Annotated in this window: 21 protein-coding genes and 1 tRNA gene; 11 read left to right on the top strand and 11 right to left on the bottom strand. The window is 62.8% G+C overall.

Features of this window, described 5'->3' with window-relative positions:
- The first annotated feature begins 6 nt into the window (after positions 1–6).
- The 4 genes from ACVISU_RS14225 to ACVISU_RS14240 all read left to right on the top strand — a co-directional run bounded on the left by ACVISU_RS14225 (position 7) and on the right by ACVISU_RS14240 (position 5284).
- A tRNA-OTHER gene (locus tag ACVISU_RS14225) sits at positions 7–82 on the top strand.
- Positions 83–411: 329 nt separating this feature from the next.
- Complete coding sequence (gene carB / locus ACVISU_RS14230; RefSeq protein ID WP_456707355.1) at positions 412–3876, top strand: carbamoyl-phosphate synthase large subunit; 3465 nt, start codon at positions 412–414, stop codon at positions 3874–3876.
- A gap of 197 nt (positions 3877–4073) precedes the next feature.
- On the top strand, positions 4074–4547 hold the full coding sequence (greA, locus tag ACVISU_RS14235) for a transcription elongation factor GreA (RefSeq protein WP_456707356.1): 474 nt from the start codon (positions 4074–4076) through the stop codon (positions 4545–4547).
- Positions 4548–4888: 341 nt separating this feature from the next.
- Positions 4889–5284: a DoxX family protein gene (locus tag ACVISU_RS14240; RefSeq protein ID WP_050402719.1), complete on the top strand. Its 396-nt coding sequence runs from the start codon at positions 4889–4891 to the stop codon at positions 5282–5284.
- A gap of 442 nt (positions 5285–5726) precedes the next feature.
- Here ACVISU_RS14240 and ACVISU_RS14245 read toward each other — a convergent pair whose 3' ends face one another.
- From ACVISU_RS14245 to ACVISU_RS14265, 5 genes are all read right to left on the bottom strand, one after another.
- Positions 5727–6374 carry a hypothetical protein gene (locus ACVISU_RS14245; RefSeq protein ID WP_157113322.1) on the bottom strand — a complete coding sequence of 216 codons (648 nt, stop codon included), beginning with the start codon at positions 6372–6374 and terminating at the stop codon, positions 5727–5729.
- Positions 6375–6517: 143 nt separating this feature from the next.
- Positions 6518–6718 carry a hypothetical protein gene (locus ACVISU_RS14250; protein ID WP_050402720.1) on the bottom strand — a complete coding sequence of 67 codons (201 nt, stop codon included), beginning with the start codon at positions 6716–6718 and terminating at the stop codon, positions 6518–6520.
- Between the two features lie 187 nt (positions 6719–6905).
- On the bottom strand, positions 6906–7490 hold the full coding sequence (locus tag ACVISU_RS14255) for a protein-S-isoprenylcysteine O-methyltransferase (RefSeq protein ID WP_456707357.1): 585 nt from the start codon (positions 7488–7490) through the stop codon (positions 6906–6908).
- Positions 7491–7670: 180 nt separating this feature from the next.
- Positions 7671–8213 carry a GDSL-type esterase/lipase family protein gene (locus tag ACVISU_RS14260; RefSeq protein WP_456707358.1) on the bottom strand — a complete coding sequence of 181 codons (543 nt, stop codon included), beginning with the start codon at positions 8211–8213 and terminating at the stop codon, positions 7671–7673.
- Positions 8214–8337: 124 nt separating this feature from the next.
- Positions 8338–9051 carry a thioesterase domain-containing protein gene (locus tag ACVISU_RS14265; protein WP_456707359.1) on the bottom strand — a complete coding sequence of 238 codons (714 nt, stop codon included), beginning with the start codon at positions 9049–9051 and terminating at the stop codon, positions 8338–8340.
- A gap of 401 nt (positions 9052–9452) precedes the next feature.
- Here ACVISU_RS14265 and ACVISU_RS14270 point away from each other — a divergent pair, with 401 nt between their 5' ends.
- Positions 9453–10652, top strand: coding sequence for a hypothetical protein (locus ACVISU_RS14270; protein ID WP_456707360.1), 1200 nt, complete (start codon positions 9453–9455; stop codon positions 10650–10652).
- 38 nt (positions 10653–10690) lie between these two features.
- Here ACVISU_RS14270 and ACVISU_RS14275 read toward each other — a convergent pair whose 3' ends face one another.
- Positions 10691–11170 carry an Lrp/AsnC family transcriptional regulator gene (locus ACVISU_RS14275; RefSeq protein ID WP_050402725.1) on the bottom strand — a complete coding sequence of 160 codons (480 nt, stop codon included), beginning with the start codon at positions 11168–11170 and terminating at the stop codon, positions 10691–10693.
- A 284-nt stretch (positions 11171–11454) separates the two neighbouring features.
- Here ACVISU_RS14275 and trxB point away from each other — a divergent pair, with 284 nt between their 5' ends.
- From trxB to ACVISU_RS14290, 3 genes are all read left to right on the top strand, one after another.
- Complete coding sequence (gene trxB, locus ACVISU_RS14280; protein WP_050402726.1) at positions 11455–12420, top strand: thioredoxin-disulfide reductase; 966 nt, start codon at positions 11455–11457, stop codon at positions 12418–12420.
- A gap of 2 nt (positions 12421–12422) precedes the next feature.
- Positions 12423–13343, top strand: a complete 921-nt coding sequence (locus ACVISU_RS14285; RefSeq protein ID WP_028344089.1) for a LysR family transcriptional regulator — start codon at positions 12423–12425, stop codon at positions 13341–13343.
- A 536-nt stretch (positions 13344–13879) separates the two neighbouring features.
- A complete protein-coding gene (locus ACVISU_RS14290; protein ID WP_050402727.1) occupies positions 13880–14794 on the top strand; it encodes a 4-hydroxy-tetrahydrodipicolinate synthase family protein in 915 nt (304 codons plus the stop codon).
- Positions 14795–14853: 59 nt separating this feature from the next.
- Here the strand turns inward: ACVISU_RS14290 and ACVISU_RS14295 are convergent, their stop codons facing one another.
- Positions 14854–17190 (bottom strand): heavy metal translocating P-type ATPase, encoded by a 2337-nt coding sequence (locus ACVISU_RS14295; RefSeq protein WP_283807364.1) that lies wholly within the window; start codon positions 17188–17190, stop codon positions 14854–14856.
- Positions 17191–17322: 132 nt separating this feature from the next.
- On the opposite strand from ACVISU_RS14295, the gene ACVISU_RS14300 reads away from it, so the two are divergent.
- Positions 17323–17598, top strand: a complete 276-nt coding sequence (locus tag ACVISU_RS14300; protein ID WP_050402729.1) for a metal-sensitive transcriptional regulator — start codon at positions 17323–17325, stop codon at positions 17596–17598.
- 214 nt (positions 17599–17812) lie between these two features.
- On the opposite strand, the gene ychF is transcribed toward ACVISU_RS14300, so the two are convergent.
- From ychF to ACVISU_RS14320, 4 genes are all read right to left on the bottom strand, one after another.
- Positions 17813–18910: a redox-regulated ATPase YchF gene (ychF, locus tag ACVISU_RS14305; RefSeq protein ID WP_050402730.1), complete on the bottom strand. Its 1098-nt coding sequence runs from the start codon at positions 18908–18910 to the stop codon at positions 17813–17815.
- A 53-nt stretch (positions 18911–18963) separates the two neighbouring features.
- Positions 18964–19578, bottom strand: coding sequence for an aminoacyl-tRNA hydrolase (pth, locus tag ACVISU_RS14310; RefSeq protein WP_456707361.1), 615 nt, complete (start codon positions 19576–19578; stop codon positions 18964–18966).
- Between the two features lie 55 nt (positions 19579–19633).
- On the bottom strand, positions 19634–20359 hold the full coding sequence (locus tag ACVISU_RS14315; RefSeq protein ID WP_050402732.1) for a 50S ribosomal protein L25/general stress protein Ctc: 726 nt from the start codon (positions 20357–20359) through the stop codon (positions 19634–19636).
- A 190-nt stretch (positions 20360–20549) separates the two neighbouring features.
- Complete coding sequence (locus ACVISU_RS14320) at positions 20550–20810, bottom strand: accessory factor UbiK family protein (RefSeq protein ID WP_038388183.1); 261 nt, start codon at positions 20808–20810, stop codon at positions 20550–20552.
- 177 nt (positions 20811–20987) lie between these two features.
- Between ACVISU_RS14320 and ACVISU_RS14325 the strand changes: the two genes are divergently transcribed.
- Both ACVISU_RS14325 and ACVISU_RS14330 read left to right on the top strand, forming a co-directional pair.
- On the top strand, positions 20988–21719 hold the full coding sequence (locus ACVISU_RS14325) for a dienelactone hydrolase family protein (RefSeq protein WP_456707362.1): 732 nt from the start codon (positions 20988–20990) through the stop codon (positions 21717–21719).
- Positions 21720–21735: 16 nt separating this feature from the next.
- The gene (locus tag ACVISU_RS14330) at positions 21736–22227 is read left to right on the top strand and encodes a GNAT family N-acetyltransferase (RefSeq protein WP_456707363.1); all 492 of its coding nucleotides are present in this window, start codon (positions 21736–21738) and stop codon (positions 22225–22227) included.
- The last annotated feature ends 3 nt before the right edge of the window (positions 22228–22230 follow it).

Here is a 22230-nt window from a genome sequence, read left to right on the forward strand (position 1 = left end):
CCACTCGGCCCGGTGGCGGAAGCGTCGACGCGGCAGTGGTGCAACACTGTTTATCCTGGTTCAAATCCAGGCCGGGCCTCCAGCCTTCGCTGCTGACGCAGCTTCGGCTCGGCAAGCCTTGTTGTAGCGAAGGCTGCGGCGGCGTAGCCCACAGGGACGAAGCCGTGCCTCCCGGGCAACCCACCCCACATCCCGAGTACCCCCAACCGGGCATACGTCAGATGAGGAATTTCCCCCCGAATCGCAGTTGATTGGGCGTTTTTGGGGGTTTCGCGGGTGCGGAAACTGGTCTAAAGACCACCCGCGCGCGAGGGATCGCGCTTCCGGCGCTACAAAATGTAGCGCATGGCCCGAGGGACGCGCGGAAAGCGCGCCCTTTTTTTGTGCCCAAATTCCAGTCCGCGAGAGCTGATGCCCAAAAGAACCGACATCTCCACCATCCTGATCATCGGCGCCGGTCCCATCGTGATCGGCCAAGCCTGCGAGTTCGACTATTCCGGCACGCAGGCGGTGAAGGCTCTGAAGGAGGAGGGCTACCGCGTCGTCCTCGTCAATTCCAATCCGGCCACCATCATGACCGATCCGGAACTGGCGGACGCCACCTATATCGAACCGATCACCCCCGAGATCGTCGGCAAGATCATCGAGAAGGAGCGCCACGTCATCCCGGGCGGCTTCGCGCTGTTGCCGACCATGGGCGGCCAGACCGCGCTGAACTGCGCGCTGTCGCTGCGCCGTCAGGGCACGCTCGACAAATTCGACGTCGAGATGATCGGCGCCACCGCTGACGCCATCGACAAGGCCGAGGACCGCCAGCTGTTCCGCGAGGCCATGACCAAGATCGGGCTGGAGACGCCGAAATCGCGGCTCGCCAATGCCTCGGCGCTGAAGAAGACCTACCGCGATAAATACCTGGCCGAGCGGGAGAAGCTGTCCGGCGAGGCGCTGGAAGAACTCGAACGGCAGTGGACGCTCGGCGAGAACGACCGCCGCAAGCGCTATCAGGAGCACGCCTTCGGTGAGGCACTGATGGCGCTGTCGGAAATCGGCTTGCCCGCGATCATCCGGCCCTCCTTCACCATGGGCGGCACCGGCGGCGGCATCGCCTACAACAAGGAGGAGTTCCTCGACATCATCGAGCGCGGGCTGGACGCCTCTCCGACCAACGAGGTGCTGATCGAGGAAAGCGTGCTCGGCTGGAAAGAGTACGAGATGGAGGTGGTGCGCGATAAAAAGGACAATTGCATCATCATCTGCTCGATCGAGAACCTCGATCCGATGGGCGTGCATACCGGCGATTCCATCACCATCGCGCCGGCGCTGACGTTGACCGACAAGGAATATCAGGTCATGCGCGACGCCTCGCTGGCGGTGCTTCGCGAGATCGGCGTCGAGACCGGCGGCTCCAACGTCCAGTTCGGCATCAACCCGGTCGACGGCCGCATGGTCGTGATCGAGATGAATCCGCGCGTGTCGCGCTCGTCGGCGCTGGCGTCGAAAGCCACCGGCTTCCCGATCGCCAAGGTCGCGGCCAAGCTCGCCGTCGGCTACACGCTCGACGAGATCGCCAACGACATCACCGGCGGCGCCACCCCCGCCTCGTTCGAACCGACCATCGACTACGTCGTCACGAAAATTCCGCGCTTTGCGTTCGAGAAATTCCCCGGCGCCTCCTCCACGCTGACCACGTCGATGAAGTCGGTCGGCGAAGTGATGGCGATCGGCCGCACCTTCCAGGAAAGCCTGCAGAAGGCCCTGCGCGGGCTCGAGACCGGCCTGACCGGCCTCGATGAAATCGAGATCGAGGGGCTCGGCCGCGGCGACGACAAGAACGCGATCCGCGCGGCGCTCGGCACGCCGACGCCGAACCGCATCCTGCAGGTCGCGCAGGCGATGCGGCTTGGCTGGACCGACGAGGAGATCTTCAACTCGTGCAAGATCGACCCGTGGTTCCTCGCGGAGATGCGCGCCATCGTCGAGATGGAGGGCAAGGTCCGCAGCAACGGCCTGCCGCCGAACGCGTTCGGCATGCGAACCCTGAAGGCGATGGGCTTTTCGGATGCGCGGCTCGCCGTGCTGACCGACACCACCGAAGCCGACGTGACCGCCAAGCGCCATGCCCTCGGGGTGCGCCCGGTGTTCAAGCGCATCGACACCTGCGCGGCTGAGTTCGCTTCGCCCACCGCCTATATGTATTCGACCTATGAGCGGCCGTTCGCCGGCGAGCTTGCCGACGAGAGCGCGCCGTCCGACCGTAAGAAGGTGATCATTCTCGGCGGCGGGCCGAACCGCATCGGCCAGGGCATCGAGTTCGACTATTGCTGCTGCCACGCCTGCTTCGCGCTCGAGGACGCCGGCTACGAGACCATCATGGTCAACTGCAATCCGGAAACGGTGTCGACCGACTACGACACTGCGAACCGGCTGTATTTCGAGCCGCTCACCGCCGAGGACGTGCTGGAGATCGTCGCGACCGAGCGCAAGAAAGGAACGCTGCACGGCGTGATCGTGCAGTTCGGCGGCCAGACCCCGCTGAAGCTCGCCCGCGCGCTGGAAGCCGCCGAAGTGCCGATCCTCGGTACCTCGCCGGACGCGATCGACCTCGCCGAGGACCGCGACCGTTTCAAGCGTGTGCTCGACAAGCTCCGCCTCAAGCAGCCGAAGAACGGCATCGCCTATTCGGTCGAGCAGGCGCGCCTGGTGGCCGCCGATCTCGATTTGCCGCTGGTAGTGCGCCCGTCCTACGTGCTCGGCGGCCGCGCGATGCAGATCATCCGCGAGGAGACCCAGCTCAACGATTACCTGCTCGGCACCCTGCCCGAGCTCGTCCCCGCCGACATCAAGGCGCGCTATCCGAACGACAAGACCGGGCAGATCAACACCGTGCTCGGCAAGAACCCGCTGCTGTTCGACCGCTATCTGTCTGATGCGACCGAAGTCGACGTCGACTGCCTCTGCGACGGCAAGGACACCTTCATCGTCGGCATCATGGAGCACATCGAGGAAGCCGGCATCCATTCCGGCGACTCGGCCTGCTCGCTGCCGCCGCATTCGCTCGACGCCCGGACCATCGACGAACTGGAGCGGCAGACCCGCGAGCTCGCGCTCGGTCTCGACGTGGTCGGCCTGATGAACGTGCAATACGCCATCAAGGACGGCGAAATCTACGTGCTCGAGGTCAACCCGCGCGCATCCCGCACCGTGCCGTTCGTCGCCAAGGTGATCGGCACCCCGGTCGCCAAGATCGCGGCGCGGATCATGGCCGGCGAAAAGCTCGCCGACTTCAAGCTGAAGAAGAAGAAGCTCGACCATGTCGGCGTGAAGGAATCGGTATTCCCGTTCGCGCGCTTCCCCGGCGTCGACACCGTGCTCGGACCGGAGATGCGTTCGACCGGCGAAGTGATGGGCCTCGACCGCTCCTTCGAGGTCGCGTTCGCGAAGAGCCAGCTCGGCGGCGGCACCCGCGTGCCGCGGCAAGGCACGGTGTTCGTCTCGGTGCGTGGCGACGACAAGATGCGCATCGCAGATGCGGTGCGGCTGTTGCACTCGCTCGGCTTCAAGGTGATGGCAACCTCGGGCACGCAACGGTATCTCAGCGACAACGGCGTGCCGACGGAAAAGGTGAACAAGGTGCTGGAAGGCCGTCCGCACATCGTCGACGCCATCACCAATGGCGACGTCCAGCTGGTGTTCAATACCACCGAAGGCCCGCAGGCCCTGGCCGACAGCCGCTCGCTGCGGCGGGCTGCCCTCTTGCATAAAGTGCCATATTACACCACTCTTTCAGGCGCGGTGGCGGCCGCACGGGGGATCCGGGCCTATCGGGACGGGGACCTTGAGGTCCGCACGCTTCAGAGTTACTTTTCCGAAAGCTGACCGCCGCCTGGGCTGAAGGCCCGACGCGGTCAATTAGCCGAATGGCTGGAACTCACCGCGCGATTGGATGTTGTCACGGCCCTTAGCGGGGCTGAAAATCACTGGGCTTCCGGGCGCGTTCGCGTCCTGATTCCTGCGTTGGCTGAACTGGATATTCGTGCACGGCCGCCGGGCGCGCACGATGAAGGACGAAGATGATGGATAAGGTTCCGATGACCGCGGGCGGTTACGCCGCGCTGACGGACGAGCTCAAGAAGCGACAGTCGGAGGATCGTCCGCGCATCATCGAACATATTGCGGAAGCGCGCTCGCACGGCGACCTCTCGGAGAACGCCGAGTATCACGCCGCGAAGGAAGAGCAGTCGCACAACGAGGGCCGCATCGCCGAGCTCGAGGACAAGCTGGCGCGCGCCGACATCATCGACATTTCGAAATTGTCCGGCGACACCATCAAGTTCGGCGCGACCGTGACGCTGATCGACGAGGACACCGAGAAGAAGGCGGTGTGGCAGATCGTCGGCGAGGTCGAGGCCGACGCCAAGAAGGGCCGCATCTCCATCACCTCGCCGCTGGCGCGCGCGCTGATCGGCAAGAAGAAGGGCGCCACCGTCGAAGTGATGGCCCCGGGCGGCGCCAAGGCCTACGAGATCACCAAGGTCGAGTGGCGATAGTTACCTGACGTGACTGGTGCAGAAAAGCCGCGTGCTGCACGCGGCTTTTTTTATGCCCGCACTCTGACGGCAATGTGAGTGGAGAGGCGCCGCGGTCCGGACTAGGCAGGCCGTGACATGTTTATGCAGTATAATCATGTCGGGGGACTGAGTTCGGGCTGACGATTGCGTCGCAACACGCATCACTGCGCATCACCGTGTCACTGCCGCGTTGTCTCACACCTGCCGTTGCACGAGGAATGATTCCAGGCGCGAGGTGTTGACATCACACTCCGGTGGCGGACACCGTGTGCTTCTGCTTCGTGCAACGTTCCAGTTTGTCAAACAGGGGGTAAATGACAATGGACCAGATGTTATCCAAGTTTCAACCGGTGGCACTCAGCCTGTTCCGGTTCATCACCGGCCTGCTGCTGTTTCAGTTCGGCGTCGCCAAGCTTTTCAAGTTCCCGCCCGGGACGATGTTCGAGAAGGTCGAACTGTTCTCGTTGATCGGAGCTGCCGGCACGCTCGAGCTGGTCCTGGGCGGACTGCTGATGATCGGCCTGTTTTCACGGATCGTGGCCTTCATCCTGTCGGGTGAAATGGCTTTCGCCTACTTCATGGGGCACTTCCCGAAAGGCTTCTATCCGCTGCTCAACAACGGCAGCCTGGCGATCGCGTTCTGCTTCGCCTGCCTGTATCTCGCGACCTCGGGCCCAGGCCCGATCAGCGTCGACGCTGCAATCGGTAAGAGGTAACAGCGCTGAGCCCGTCCCGTTCAACCGGGACGGGTCCGTCGCGGTTGCTCCGCAACGGACAGCGACGATATCTGTCGAGCAATGCAAGGATAGTCAGAGAGCCTAAGGGCGCTGTCCGAGCGCGATGGACAAACCCGAAGAGCGTTGCAAAGATGGAAGAGCCGCGGTCTGGCGGACGATCTTCCTAGCGGTCAAAAACGGCGCCTAAAGCCGCTACATACTGAAAAGGCCAGTTGCTGCTCACAGTTTCTGGCTGCCTTGCGAGAAAGCCGAATATAAGCGCCAGTTTAAATGGCGTTTTGGTGGGCTCGAGCTTGTATCCCGCATCGGCTCGCATTGGATGCCAATGCAATCATCTGCCCCTTCGTCTGAAGTAGGCTCAGAAGCGTTCCCGATAACGGCTTGCCCAAGTGCAGCCGCAAGGGGGTCTTGGGCGGGAAAACTAATGATCCGAAGCGAGTTGCACCGTTTGGCGCCCGCCGTTCAGGTCTCTCAACTGGTTCACGTATTCCTCAGGCTTCAGCAAATGGAACGGAGCCTTCAAGCCCATGAAGCTGGCAATGCGACCGATAAAAGCCGTACAATTGGTCGTTTCCGCGTTCCAAACAGGCGAACTCGCCTGAAGCTCCTTGATGTAGGCAAAGACCTTCTTCGCGTCCGCCTCAGTCAGGTACACGCGATAGCTGGCCGTCAAATACTGGACGTCAAGGTCGCCGTAGCTTGCTCCCGTCTCGGAGGGCACCCACATAAGATGTCCGAGCACGTAAGGCAGGACGTCGCCCGCCGGGTGCAGCCCCGCAACTTCAACCTGCTTCTCGCTCGTCTTGCCGTACCAGATAAAGGCATGCCCATAGGAAGCTGCCGTGCGGGCACGAAAGTCCACGTAATACGGCCCTTTGGCCGTGGACCTTCGAACCGGTTTCACGTCTGCTCCAGAGACGGAAGCACTCGGTGCAGCAACGGCCGCCGCCACAACCGACCTTGACGACGGTTTACGCGACTTATCCTGCTGCAACGGGGCTTGATCCGTTTGCGCAGCCAATTGCTGCGCATGACTGGTGCCGGCTTCCAGAGCAAAGGAAGCCACCATGACACCGACTCCGGCAAGCAGCCCCAGGCCGCTCCGTTTCCGCTTCACTTCTAGCACCTTCAAACCCTCACTAGGGCACGACGACAGCCCCAAGCAGCGCCTTCAGCGGATGCTAAAGGGGCGCGCTCCAGGCAATCCTCGAGCTAACCCTTCGTTACGATCGGAGCAGGCGCTTTTCCAACCGGATACTTGCCGACCGGGTACTTGCCGACCGGGTACTTGCCGATTGGCATCTTGCCAATCGGAGCAGTTTCAGCGACCGGCTGCGGATGAGGAAGGTCGGCGGCGGTGGCAGCAGCCATGAACCCGAAAGTCGCAACTCCAACAACCAGAAACTTCAACATAGTGATCTCCGATATGGGTAGCTGAGCATGAACAACTTACCCTCTAACGGCTGCAACGCAATTAACGCTGTATCGAACCTGGTGCTCCTGCGGTCGTTTCTTTGCCGGATGTGACAAAAACGACACGGAATGATTGCCTTGTTGGTGTTGGATTATGGATGGGCGAGACCGATCTCGTAAAGCCGGCTCAGAACAGCCCCGGAATAATGCGTCCGGTCCGCGCCATATATTCGCGATACTCGTCGCCGAACGTTTCCAGCATCATCTGTTCTTCTCTGGCAACCCGGCCGAAAAACAACGTCCCAAATCCGATCAGTCCAGCCAAACCGGCTACCAAATTCGGCAAAAGCAATGCTTGAGCGACAGCCCAAAGCCAGAACGCGGAATACATGGGGTGCCGAATTTTTCGATAGATTCCATCCGTGATCAGGCGGTGATTTTCCCGCACGTCGAGACTTAACGACCAATTCCGACCAAGGGCCCGATGGGTTAGCCGGAACATGACCAGCGCCGCGACCGCCACGAAAACGCCCAGCCAGGCTTGAGCCGGCCGGAACACGTAAGATGCGAAATGAGGCAGGGTCGTTACAATGTAGATGAATGGCACAACACCGAGACCCGTGAGCGATATTAGCAGCAGGGTGTTTTCGCGAAGACCTCGCGCGCTCCTCAAGACCTTTTCACGGCGAGCACGACGTGCGTATCGGTAGCGGATGAGGTACCAACCGACCGCCATCATGACAAACACGAACTTGGCAATGTCAAGTGTCATCGTGGGCCAAACGCTAGTTTCGCTGGCGCGTCATCTTTGCCGACCATTGAACGGGCGCCGTCTTGAGCGAGCGGCTGAGATTTTACCGAAACAGGTCTGCGGACCAACATCTAGCAATCATACAAGGCTTGCGGGTCGATTGCACCGACAAGTTGGCAGCTTGCGACGGCAAAGCCTTTTCTATCTCGCCCGCGGCAGCGTCGCGATGGCTTTCCGGCCTATCATCGCCAACACGCGCGGGAGCAACTGCGACGCTATGAAGGCATGACCGTCAGCCGTCAGATGGATTAAGTCAAAAGCGTAATACTGGCGGGGAATCTCTTCGTCGTACAAGATGGTCTTGATGCCGCGCTCGCGTAGCCGCCGCTCCATTGCCGCGATGTTGGCCGCCCGCTGCTCCTTCGTGACGAGGAAACGCCTGTCATTGCCTCCAGGCTGCAAAATGACGATGTCGGTTCCCTTTGGCACATCGCTATCAAGGCGTTTGAGCATGCCGGCCGTGGTATCGAAGGGAATGCCGGCATTGACGACGCTCGCGCTGATGCCCTTCTCCCTCAGCAGGGCTTCCAGCTTGGCAGGGTAGGCGCCCTGCTTCCCGACGTACCAGCCTTGCGTATTGCTTGCGCCAACCGCCACCATATGAATCGGCCTTGTGAAGCCCGCGCACACGGTCGCCACGATACACAGGGCCATGGCGACCGAGAATTTTCTGAACGGCGTCACCGACTGCCTCCGGCCTGAAGTGCTAGAGAGAACAATACGAACACCGGTCCCCGACAGAGACGGACCCAAAGCCTTACATGCAGTGTCAAACCCCACACTTCAGCTGTGTCTTCCGGGCGTCACGCTAGGAATTGGTTGAAGCTCCGGCCGCAGGCAAATCCGAGTTCGAAGGATTCTGGCGTTGTCGTGGGCGCGCGACAGCGGGGCCGATTGCCCTGATCTTCCGTATCACCAGGCTATGCAACGCCGCGCTCTTATCGATGTTGAAGTGGTCGACGTTGACATCGCGAACCTGGAAGTTTGTAAGCTCGCCGCGGAAGCCGGGGCCGGGACTTATTCGATCGCTTGCATGCTTGTACAGATTCAAAACCCTTGCGACATTCGCCGTCGCCGCATGAGGCGATGTGCCGTCGAACGGGACAACCAAAGCGACCGGCACGCCCATTTGGCCGAGGTACTCTGCCATCGACATCACGGCATCCGCACCAAGAGAGTGGCCCACGAGTACAATGGGCCCGCGCTGGCCAGTCCTGTAATTCGCGATAATTTCGTCGGCAACGCCTCTCCACTGGGCGTGATTGGCGACGTCCGCGGCGATGCCGGTCGCGCGCAGCTGGGCGGCGAGGTCGTCCATGCCCAAGGAAAAGACGTTCAGCAATCCGCGGAACAGGTAGACGTGCGTTGCCGAGGAATGCAATCGAGCCTGCGGACCTGTCGATCTGAGTGCAATCGCAATTCCGGGACGCGCCTGAGCCCTGGTGTTCGAATACAAGCTGCTTGCAAAAAGGACCGTCAGGACGGCGCATACCAGCGCCGCGCTGTAACGTAGTCTTTCCATTTCAGGATCCCTCGCCGACTTCAAATCTGGCCGCATTAAAGCAAACTTGGGAATCGTGACAATCAAGAACGATTTTGAAACACGTGTTGAGGCACGCAATTGGTTTGCTGTCGCGGATTTGCCACACCGAAAAGAGCCATCAGGCCGCGCCGCTTCACGACCGTCCGGGTCAATTGGCTCCGATCACGGCTTGTCCCCTGCACTTTTTCGATCAAGGCCGATCTCAACCAGTGCCGCCCTCGCGGGTGGAGTGGTAATTTGATAGGGTCGGGTCCCATCGTCCATGTTAGGTTCAGCAGGGATTGCGGATCAACGCCGTATGGGTTCCGGAGTAAGCTGCCGATGCGTTCATTTTGCTGGATGAGTGGCAACCAATGTCCATGCAGATTCCGAGTTGTTAGATGATTCGACGACGGCACGTCTTCCACGTTGGCGGTTACGATCCCATCACTCCGGAACAGCAGGTTGAGCGCCTGCGCCGCTCGCTCTCCAGCTTCGACAAGATCTGGGGCGCTTCTTCACGGCTGTCGGAAATCTCGAGCACATCTGCAATCGATGCTTCGTGCAACGTGGAGGCGTGGGGTCCAAACTGGAAAACCAGCATCACCTTCGAGATGCTGCGCTGGGATGATCTCATTCGCTGCGATTCGAAAGTGGGGCTCGTGCCTCGTCTCGTGCAGTCCGTGAGAGCGCTGTTCGACTTCATCATCACGGGAACACTGTTTAGATATGCGATCGCGAGCTGGAAGTACGCCCTCTTCTTCGTCTTTCCCTATTGCAGCTTGCTGCTGATCGCATTGTGCAGCGCTGGGCTATCGTATCTGGTGATCAGGCCCCTGCACGCCACATTTTGGGTAGGGCTGCCGCTTGGCATTCTTCTGTCGCTTGCCATTTTCGTCGGCGCGGTGCTCTGGATTGGACCGAAGCGTCGGATAAACCATATTCTCGATGATGCCATTTTCTCCCACAAGTTCCTTTACGGGCGCAGAAGCGAACTTGATGCGCGCCTCGACGATTTTGCGGAGCTGATCGCAAAGAGAGCTCAGGCTGCAAAAGTTGATGAAATTCTCATTGTTGGCCATTCCCTTGGCGCCGCACTCACAATAGCTGCAGTCGCGCGCGCGCTAAAATTGGATCCCCTGCTTGAAACGCGCGGACCGAAGCTGTGCATTCTCACGGTGGGCGCCACTATTCCCAAATTCGCATTGCATCCGATGGGCGGCCAAATTCGGGAAGCGGCACAACTTGTGGCGGGAACGTCTGCCATCGACTGGGTCGAATACCAGGCACGAGATGACGCGATCAGCTTCTATCGCTTCGACCCCGTCACGCTGAAGCGTACCAGCCGGGACTATTCAGGAGAGCACCCCAAGATTCGGCGCGTCCAAATACATTCAATGATAAGTCCGATCCGCTTCAGACGGCATCGGTTCGACTTCATGCAGATCCACTATCAGTTCTTGATGGGAAACGATCAGCTTTCGGCTTACGACTATTGCATGATTACTTGCGGACCGCTCGAGTTCGATGTCGCGACTTCACCATCCGGGGCAGTTGGACTATTCGACGCAAACGGTTCGGTGGTGACTGCCCGAAGTTGACGAGGAGCCTCTTCACTCCAGCTCAAACATCGGATGCGCTACGACGCCGCCTTCACGCCCAACGGCACCGCGGCTTCGTATTTCGAATTGTGCAGCACTAGCGACGTCCTGACGTTGCGCACATGCGGCGCGGCCGTCAGGTGGGTGACGAAATCCTGGAACGTCGCCATGTCGGGGGCGACGCATTTGAGGATGAAATCGACCTCGCCCGACAGCATCCAGCATTCCCGCACCAGCGGCTCGGCGCGCACGAAGTTCTCGAATGCGCGGAGATCGGCGTCGGCCTGGCTCGACAGATGCACCGAGGCGAACACCGTGACGTCGTAGCCGAGGCGGCGCGGATCGAGCAGGCCGCGGTAGCCTTGGATGTAGCCCTCCTCCTCCAGCGCCCGGACCCTGCGCAGGCAGGGCGGTGGGGAGATCCCGACGCGTTTGGCGAGTTCCACATTGGTGATTCGGCCATCGGCCTGGATCTCGGCGAGGATTTTGAGGTCGATCTCGTCAAGGTTCTTCGACACGCGACTTGGGTTCCCTAAGGGTTTGGAATGACTTGGCAGGCCTGCCGGCAACTCTCATAGCGCAGCCAGCCGGCATTGCGCAATTTTATTGCGCGTGCAGCGCACGATTTCGCGAATGTGACTTCAGTTCCGGGGAAAAATCGCTGCCATGGATTGCAAATCTTGCATAGCTACCCAGATATCCTAGACTTGGATTTGACACTTTTGGCGCCGCCGTGACGCGTTTCCGGGGCGCTTCCCGCACAAGTCCTTGATCAAAATCCCCAAAACAGAGGGATCTCAAAATGCCCGCGCCTACCCATGCCAAGGTCGTCATCATCGGGTCCGGCCCCGCCGGTTACACCGCAGCGATCTACGCGGCGCGCGCGATGCTCGAACCGATCCTGATCCAGGGCATTCAGCCGGGCGGGCAGCTCACCATCACCACCGACGTCGAGAACTATCCGGGATTCGCGGACGTGATCCAGGGCCCCTGGCTGATGGAGCAGATGGAGAAGCAGGCCGCCCATGTCGGCACCAAGATCGTCACCGATCTCGTCAACAAGCTGGAACTCAGCCAGCGCCCGTTTCGTCTGACCTGCGATTCCGGCGACGTCTATCTCGCCGAGACGGTGATCCTGGCCACCGGCGCCCAGGCGCGTTGGCTCGGACTGCCCTCGGAAGAGAAGTTCCAGGGCGGCGGCGTGTCGGCCTGCGCGACCTGCGACGGCTTCTTCTACCGCGGCAAGGACGTCGTGGTGGTCGGCGGCGGCAATACCGCGGTCGAGGAAGCGCTGTATCTGACCAATCATGCCTCGCAGGTCACCATCGTGCATCGCCGCGATCACTTCCGCGCGGAGCGCATCCTGCAGGAGCGGCTGTTCAAGCATCCCAAGATCAAGGTGGTGTGGGACTCCGCGATCGACGAGATCTGCGGCACGGAGAACCCAAACAAGGTCACCCATGTGCGGCTGAAGAACGTCAAGACCGGCGCGCTGACCGACCTCAAGACCGACGGCGTCTTCATTGCGATCGGCCATGCGCCGGCGACAGAACTCGTCAAAGGCCAGATCAAGCTGAAACCGTCGGGCTATGTCGAGGTGGCGCCGAACTCCACGGCGACCTCGGTGCCCGGCCTGTTCGCCGCGGGCGACGTGGCGGATGAAACCTTTCGGCAGGCGGTCACCGCCGCTGGTCTCGGCTGCATGGCGGCGCTCGAGGCCGAACGCTTCATAGCTCTTCGCGCGAGCGATCGCGCAGCGGCGGAATAATCATGGCACGATCTCGCGACGGATTTACGGACATGGACTGGGACAAGCTGAAGGTCTTTCACGCAGCGGCGGAGGCTGGCAGCTTCACGCATGCCGGCGAGCAGCTTGGCCTGTCGCAATCGGCGGTTTCCCGCCAGGTCAGCGCTCTGGAGCAGGAGCTCTCGGTGTCGCTGTTTCACCGCCATGCCCGCGGCCTGATCCTCACCGAACAGGGCGACCTGCTGTTCCGCACCGCGCATGACGTGTTCATGCAGTTGCAGGCGGCGCGCGCGAAGCTCACCGACAGCCGCGAGCGGCCGAGTGGCGACCTCAAGATCACGACGCCGCCGGCGCTCGGCATCAACTGGCTGATCCCGCGGCTCGACGAATTCACCGCGCTCTATCCGGATATCCGGATCTCGCTGATCGTCACCGACGAGGACCTCGATTTGTCGATGCGCGAGGCCGACGTCGCGATCCGCACCCGCAAGCCGACCCAGCCTGACCTGATCCAGCGCAAGCTGTTCTCGATCGGCTTCCATGCCTATTGCTCGCCGGAATACATCAAGCGCTTCGGCACGCCGCGGACGCTGGACGATCTCGATTCGCACCGCATCATCATGCTCGGCGACTCGCAGGTGCCGCCGCATCTGCAGAACCGCAGCTGGCTGATCGATGCCGGCCGCAACGGCTCCGGTCCGCGCGAACCCTACTTCAAGGTCAACAACATCCTAGGGTTGGTGCGCGCCTGCCAGCAGGGCCTCGGCATCGCCGCGCTGCCGGACTATCTGGTCGAACAGAACAACCTCGTGCAGCTGTTCGGCGAGTCCGACTCGATCGCGCTCGACACCTACTTCGTCTATCCGGAAGAGCTGAAGACGGTAGCCCGGGTGCAGGTGTTCCGCGACTTCGTGGTCAGCAAGGCGCAGCGCTGGCCGTCCTGATTAAGCCAGCCTTATGGATTGGGTTATAGGCTTTCCGCGCTGCCCCAACAGGCCCCTGAATCTCCGCATGACTGACATGCGAGCTGGATAGTTGCTGCAAGGCGTCGATGGGGATCATAGTGCTGACACGCTGAGCGGTCGCGTCGCGCATATGTCCCCCTCCTCCAGTGGCGCGGAAGTTCAGTAATCCCTCTTGGAAGGTGATTGTGTCGGCCTCACGTGGCCAATACCTTAAGCCGGGCTCACTTGAGCCCGGCTTTTTTTCATCTCCATGTCTTTTCACCTCGAAGTCACGCGCAAACGTGCCGCACGTCACGGTCAGCATGCGGATTGACAACAACCTCGCAGCGCAGCATCATTCTCCAATGATCACGAGTTCGTGCGCCGTTCTGTCGTCGAAAAAAGCTCCCCTCCCGGGGACACGAGATCGCGCGCGATAAGATCACCTTCGCATTCAGACCGATCCCGAAACCCCGCCGCCTGGACGGGGTTTTTTGTTGGTCCCGTCTCCGGCTTTGCCCCTTAGGAGATGGAACATGACTGAGCTACACCAGCAATTGCAGGGCCTCTGGCTGCCCCTGATCACGCCATTCCGCGACGGCGAACTCGACGCCGCCTCGCTGCGCCGCCTCGTGCGGCACTATGCTGGCGGACCTGTCGACGGCTTCATCCTCGGTGCAACCTCCGGCGAGGGCATGGCGCTGAGTACCGATGAGCTGGAGGGGCTGGTCAGCGTCGTGCTCGACGAGCTCAGTGCCAACTCCCGCCATTTGCCGGTCTGCCTTGGGCTCTCCGGCGCCTCCACGGCCAAGATGAAGGATGCGCTGGACGATACGGCGGACTGGCCGATCGACGGCTATCTGATCGCAAGTCCCTACTACACGAGGCCATCGCAGCGTGGCCTCGTGCGGCACTTCAATGCGCTGGCCGATCACGCATCCTGGCCGATCGTGCTCTACAACATTCCCTATCGCGCGGCGGTGAACCTGACCAATGAGACGCTGCTGGCACTCGCGGAACATCCCAACATCGCCGGCATGAAGGATTGCTGTGCCGACCGTGCGCAGTCGATCGACTTCCTCAATCGCCGGCCCGCGGGCTTCCGCGTGCTGACCGGCGAGGACGCGCAGACCTTCGATGCGCTCTCGGACGGCGCCGACGGCGCGATCCTGCTCTCCGCGCATCTGCAGACGGACACGTTCGCCTCGATCCGCACGCTGTTGCAGCAAGGCAAGCGCGACGCGGCGCAGGCGGCCTGGCAGAGCGTCGTCGGCCTGACCCGGCTGCTATTCGCCGAACCGAGCCCCGCACCGGCCAAGCACTGGCTGTGGCGGCAGGGACTGATCGACAGCCCCGAGGTGCGGCTACCGATGGTCGAGGTAAGCGAGGATCTCGCAACCTGGCTCGATGCCGAGATGGAGCGCCGCGCCCAGCTTCTGCTGCCGGCGTGACTCTCCCAGCCCGGATCGTGTGTCCCTCGCCCAGAGCTTTCAGGGCGAGAGACAAGAGCTCAATCCAGCTTCACCCTGGATAGCCGCAGCGCGTTGCCGATCACGCTGACCGAGGACAGCGCCATCGCCGCGGCGCCCACCATCGGCGACAGCAGGATGCCGAACAGCGGATACAGCACGCCGGCCGCGATCGGCACGCCGGCGGCGTTGTAGACGAAGGCGAAGGTCAGGTTCTGGCGGATGTTGCGCATGGTCGCGACCGACAATCGCCGCGCCCGGACGAGGCCCATCAGGTCGCCGGTGAGCAGCGTGATGCCGGCGCTCTCGATTGCGACGTCGGTGCCGCCGCCCATCGCGATGCCGACATCGGCCGCGGCGAGCGCCGGCGCGTCGTTGACGCCGTCGCCTGCCATCGCGACGGTGCGGCCTTCGCCGCGCAGCCGCTGTACGACCTCGCTCTTGCGCTCCGGCAGCACGCCGGCCTCGACCTCGTCGATGCCGAGCCTCTTCGCCACCGCGCGCGCGGTGGTCTCATTGTCGCCGGTCAACATCACGATGCGGAGGCCCTCGGTGCGCAGCGCCTGCAGCGCGTTGGCCGCCGACGTCTTGACCGGATCGGCGATCGCGATCACGCCGGCCGCTCGGCCATCGACCGCGACATAGATCGCCGTCGCGCCGTCGCGCCGCGCGGCCTCGGCGGCCTGGTCCAGCGCCGATGTTGCAATCTTCAACTCACCCATCAGCACGGCGTTGCCGAGCGCAACCTGCCTGCCCTCGACCATGCCGGTCGCGCCCTTGCCGGAGGGCGAGGCAAAATTGTTGACGGCGACTGATGCCAGCTTGCGTTCCCTGGCGGATGCGATGATCGCCTGCGCCAGCGGATGCTCGCTGCCCTGCTCGACGCTGGCGGCCAGGCGTAGCACGCCATTCTCGTCAAAGCCTTCGGCGGCAATGATACGGGTCACCTTCGGCTTGCCCTCGGTGAGCGTGCCGGTCTTGTCGATGACAAGCGTGTCGATTGCCTCCATCCGCTCCAACGCCTGCGCGTCGCGGATCAGGATGCCGGAATGTGCGCCGCGGCCGACGCCGACCATGATCGACATCGGCGTTGCGAGGCCCAGCGCGCAGGGGCAGGCGATGATCAGCACCGTGACGGCGGCAACCAGCGCAAAGGTCAGGCGCGGCTCGGGGCCCAACACCGTCCAGGCGATGAAGGCGAGCACGGCGGCGGCGATCACGGCCGGCACGAACCAGCCGGCGACGCGGTCGGCAAGCCGCTGGATCGGCGCGCGCGAGCGCTGCGCCTTCGCGACCATGTCGACGATCCGCGACAGCATGGTGTCGCGACCGACCTTCTCGGCGCGCATCACGAGGCCGCCGCTCTGGTTGACCGTGCCGCCGATCACGCTCGCGCCTTCCGCCTTCGTGGCCGGCATCGATTCACCCGTGACCATGGATTCGTCGATCACCGCACTTCCCTCGATGACGACGCCATCGACCGGCACCTTCTCGCCGGGGCGTACGCGCAGGCGGTCGCCGACCTTGATCGCGTCGATGTCGATATCCTCGTCGCCGTGATCGGTGATGCGCCGCGCGGTCTTGGGCGCAAGGCCGAGCAGCGCGCGGATCGCGCCCGAGGTCTGCGCGCGGGCGCGCAGCTCCAGCACCTGGCCGAGCAGCACCAGCACCGTAATCACGGCAGCCGCTTCGAAATACACCGCGACCGCGCCGTGCATGTCGCGAAACGCCGGCGGAAACAGCTGCGGCGCCAGCGTGGCGACTACGCTGTAAACATACGCGACGCCGGTGCCCATCGCGATCAGCGTGAACATGTTGAGATTGCGCGTCGTCACCGACTGCCAGCCGCGCACGAAGAACGGCGCGCCGGCCCACAGTACGACGGGCGTCGCCAGCACGAACGAGATCCAGTTCGACCATCCCATCGGCACCAGATCCATCAGCCCGAGATGGCTGCCCATCTCGAGTACGAACACCGGCAGCGTCAGCACGAGGCCGATCCAGAACCGGCGCGTCATGTCGATCAATTCGGGATCCGGCCCGTCGTCGAGCGAGATCTGCTCGGGCTCCAGCGCCATGCCGCAGATCGGGCAAGAGCCGGGACCGACCTGGCGCACCTCGGGATGCATCGGGCAGGTGTAGATCGTGCCGACCGGCATCGGCGGCTCCGCCTCGCGCGGCTTGAGGTACTTCTCGGGCTCGGCCTCGAAACGCTCGCGGCAGCGACCGCTGCAGAACAGGTACTCCTCGCCGTTGTAGCTGAAGCGGTGCTTGGCGGTCGCCGGGTTGACCTTCATGCCGCAGACCGGATCAATCGCGAACGCCGCCTCGGCCGGCGTCGTGTCGTGTCCATGCTTGCCGCCGCAGCAGGAATGCATGGCCGCGCCTTGATCGTGGTGGTGGTGATGATCCGCGTGCGAATGATCGTGCTCTGCGTGTGCCACGAAGTCTCTTCCCGGCCGCTATCCCGGCCTCTTGATTTATATACCCTAGGGGGGTATATGAGACGTATGAGAGACGAGGTCAAGACATCCTGTTTAAAACGGCTCAAACGGATCGAGGGTCAGATCCGCGGGTTGGCCACCATGGTCGAGGAAGACCGCTATTGCATCGACGTGGTGACGCAGATCGCGGCCGCGCGCGCGGCGCTGCGCCGCGTCGAGGAAGAGGTCCTGCGCGATCATGTCGCGCATTGCGTCGAGCATGCGATCTCGTCCGGCGACAAGGCCGACCAGCGGCGCAAGATCGCCGAGCTGATGGATGTGATCGGGCGTGCGGATAGGTGAAGCGAGCGCCACCGCATACTCGATGTCGTCCCTGCGAAGGCAGGGACCCATAACCACAGGACGTGGGGATGGAGCGAGCTGGGGCCACAGCTAGCTTCAACAACACGACCCTGTGGTTATGGGTCCCGGGTCGCGCTTCGCTTGCCCGGACGACGTGGGGAGAAATCGAGTCCCAGCTCACCGCCACCGTCGCGCAGCAGCCGGCGATCGCTTCTCAGGTATTGAACCTGAAATGCATGACGTCGCCGTCGGCGACGACGTAGTCCTTGCCTTCGAGCCGCAGCTTGCCGGCATCGCGCGCGCCGGCTTCGCCGTTGCCCGCGATATAATCATCATACGCGATGGTCTCGGCGCGGATGAAGCCCTTCTCGAAATCGGTATGGATCACACCGGCAGCGGCGGGCGCCTTGGTGCCGCGATCGATGGTCCAGGCGCGGGCTTCCTTCGGGCCGACGGTGAAATAGGTGATGAGATCGAGCAGCTGGTAGCCGGCGCGGATCAGCCGGTCGAGCCCGGCCTCTTCGAGGCCAAGCGTCTCCAGGAACTCGGCGCGCTCGGCGCGCGACAGCGTCGCGATCTCGGATTCGATTTTGGCCGAGATCACGACCGCGACCGCGCCCTCTTCCTTGGCACGCGCGAACACCGCCTTGGAGAAATTGTTGCCGTCCTTGGCCGAGCCTTCCTCGACGTTGCAGACATAGAGCACGGGCTTCGAGGTCAAGAGGCCGAGCATGCGGAACGCGCGCTCCTCCTCAGGTTTGCGCTCGAGCGCACGCGCCGGCTTGCCGTCGCGCAGCAGCACCAGCGCGCGGTTGACGAGCTCGAGCTGTTCCTTGGCTTCCTTGTCGTTGCCCTTGGCCTTCTTAGACAGATTGTCGACGCGCTTCTCGAGGCTGTCGAGATCGGACAGCATCAGCTCGGTCTCGATGGTCTCGATGTCGGCGAGCGGCGCGATCTTGCCTTCGACATGGGTGATGTCGGAATCCTCGAAGCAGCGCACCACATGGGCGATGGCGTCGACCTCGCGGATGTTGGCGAGGAACTGGTTGCCGAGGCCTTCGCCCTGCGACGCGCCGCGCACGAGGCCCGCGATATCGACGAAGGTCAGCCGGGTCGGGATGATCTGCGCGGATTTCGCGACCGCCGCGAGCTTGTCCAGCCGCGGATCGGGCACCGCCACCTCACCGACATTCGGCTCGATGGTGCAGAACGGATAGTTCGCCGCCTGGGCGGCTGCCGTCTCGGTCAGCGCATTGAACAGCGTCGATTTGCCGACGTTAGGCAGCCCGACGATCCCGCATTTGAATCCCATGTCTTCCTCTATCCAGCTTGCCCGGCCTCGTGCCGGACGCGACCACAAGGGGATCAGGCGGGCTTCTCGCCGCCGTTCTCACCCTCGTCGAAAAATCCCTTGGCCTGCATCGTCAGATGCACCTTGTTGGCGAACGAGGCGTCATGGCCCGCAGCCAGCAGGCCGGCATTGTCGGCGATGGCCTGGCACAAGGCCTCCACCCACGCCCGGTCGCTCTTGGCGAAGTCGGACAGCACGTGGCTGTGCACGAGCTCCTTGACGCCAGGATGACCGATCCCGAGCCGCACCCGCCGATATTCGTTGCCGATATGTGCGGAGATCGAGCGCAGCCCGTTATGGCCGGCGATCCCGCCGCCGATCTTGACCCGCACCTTGCCGGGCGGCAGTTCGAGCTCGTCCTGGAACACGGTGATGTCGGCGGGGGCGAGCTTGAAGAAGTTCGCCGCTTCCTGCACCGCGCGGCCGGACTCGTTCATGTAGGTGGTCGGCTTCAGCAACACGACCTTCTCACTATCGACGACGCCTTCGGAGGTCTCGCCCTGAAAGCGACGGCGCCATGGTGCAAAACCATGACGCCGTGCAATCTCGTCGACCGCCAGGAAACCGATATTGTGCCGGTTGCTGGCGTATTTCGCGCCGGGATTACCGAGACCGACAAAAAGGCGCATGGCGCGGCATCCCGTGTCGGCGCGCCATCAGAGGATCGCGCGCCGACCTGATCGGTTACTTCTTCTTGTCGCCACCGCCGGCGGGAGCCTTCGCACCCGCGGCCGGAGCCGCAGCACCCGCAGCCGGAGCCGCCGCTGCGGCCGGAGCTGCAGCACCCGCGGCCGGAGCCGCGCCACCAGCAGCCGCAGCAGCCGCGGCCTTCTGCTCTTCGGCGTAGCCGGACGGCGGCACGATGGTGACCAGCGTCGCGTCCTCGCGGGTCAGCGACTTCACGCCCTTGGGCAGCGTGACCTCGGAGAGATGCAGCGAGTGGCTGATCTCGAGGCTGCCGACGTCGACTTCGATGTATTGCGGAATGTTGTCGGCCGCGCACTCGAGGTCGAGCGCGTGGGTGACGATATTCACGGTGCCGCCGCGCTTGATGCCGGGGGCGGTTTCCGCGTTCACGACGTGCAACGGCACGCTGACGCGGATGGTCGCGCCTTCGCCGAGCCGCATGAAGTCGACATGGATCGGGAAGTCCTTCACCGGGTCGAGGTGGAAGTCGCGCGGAATCACGCGGTGCTTCTTCCCCTCGAGGTCGATGTCATAGATCGTGGTCAGGAACCGGCCCGCCAGGATGCGCTGGCGCAGTTCGCGATCGTCGACCGAGATGGTGACGGGGGGCTGGTTGTCTCCGTAGATCACTCCGGGAACTCTCCCGGCGCGACGCTCTGCCCGGGCGGCCCCCTTGCCGCTCTTCGGACGCGCGGTCGCCTTCAATTCCTTGACGGTCGCCATAGCGTTAAGTCCTTGTATTTAAAAAGTTAAAGGCCGCAGCGCGGCCCATGCTCAGGTCCACAGCAAGCCTCCAGGGGTGCGGGGGCCGCGGACGTGGCGGGCTTTTAGCCCCAAAGGGCCGAAATGACAAGGAAATGAAGGGATTTTTCTCACCCTCCATCACCCTCCTCCTCCAGGGGAGGGTGAAAGATCAGCCCGCCGAACCGCCGAGCTTGGCTTCCAGCGCGGCGATCCTCGCCTTCAGCGCCTCGTTCTCCTCGCGCGCCAGGCGGGCCATGTCCTTGACCGCGTCGAATTCCTCGCGCTTGACGACGTCGAGGTCGCGCAGGATGCGTTCGGCCTGGTTGCGCATGACCGTGTCGACCTCGCGCTTGACGCCCTGGGCAGCGCCAGCGGCATCGTTCATCAGACGGCCGATCTCATCGAAAAACCGGTTGCTGGTCTGGGTCATCTGGCAAAACTCTCCGCGTTCACTGAATCGCGATAAGACAATGGCGATGTCAGCCACCGGGTTCAAGTCCGCCGCGAATGGCAGACTTCCCGGGAGCTTGCCTTGTCATGCTCCGGTTTCCTTGCAATCGTATGAACTCACAACAGAAATCGCACACATAACGCGAGCAGAAGCGCCATGATCGAAGCGACCGTCGAGATCCCGACCAAGGACGGCAGGACCACCACCTTCATCACCCATCCCGAGCGCGCCGGCCCGTTTCCTGTCGTCATCTTCTACATGGATGCGCCTGGTATCCGCGAGGAGCTGCGCGACATGGCGCGCCGGCTCGGCACCTCAGGCTATTATGTGATGCTGCCCAACATGTATTACCGCGCCGGCGTGATGGAGCTTGGCCCGATCAATCCCGACCCGGAATCGCCCGAGCGCAAGCGGATGTTCGAGCTGATGCACTCGCTCAACATCCCGCTGGTCATGGAAGACACCAAGGGCCTGCTCACCTACGCCGAGACGCAGAAGGCCGCCAACACCAAGATCATCGGCACGGTCGGCTATTGCATGAGCGGCCGCTATGCAGTGAACGCGGCGACGCATTTCGGCGATCGCGTCAAGGCCGCCGCCTCGGTCTACGGCACGCATCTGGCGACCGACCAGCCCGACAGCCCGCATCTTGCCGCGCAGAAGACCAAGGCCGAGCTCTATTTCGCCTGCGCCGAGACCGACATTTACGCGCCGGCGGAGATCATCGAACAGGTGAAGGCGGGCATGAAGGGCTCGAACAACGAGGTCGAGATCTATCCCGGTACGCATCACGGGTTCGCCTTTCCCAAGCGCCCGGTCTACGACCGCGACGCCGCCGAACGCCACTGGGAGCGGCTGCTCGCGCTCTACCGCCGCAACCTGGTCTGAGGCCCGAAGCACGGGGATGGCGGGCGCCGCGCGCATTCGAGACTACCGAAGTTCCGACGCCGACGCGGTGAACCGGCTTGCGGTGACGGCCTTCGAGCAATTCCGTGACGCTTTCAACGACTGGCCGGCGATGCGCGCCGGTCTGTCAAAAACCTCCGAATTGAGCTCCGGCGGCGAGATCGTCGTCGCCGAGCTCGGCGACCGGCTGGCCGGCGCGGTTGGCTATTTCGGGCCCGGCGTCAAAAAGGCCGCATTCTTCGATCAGGCATGGCCGGTCATTCGCATGCTGGTCGTCGACCCCGTCGACAGGGGCAAGGGACTCGGGCATGCGTTGACGTCGGAATGCCTCGCCAGGGCGCGGCGCGACCGATGCCGGACCATTGCGCTTCACACGAGCCCCATCATGACGGTCGCCTTGCCCATGTATCTGAAGATGGGCTTCAGCAAGGTGCATGACGCTCCGCCCATTCATGGCGTGCCCTACGCCGTCTACACGAAAGCGCTCTGATCC

This window comes from Bradyrhizobium sp. USDA 4452 (genome assembly GCF_054063575.1).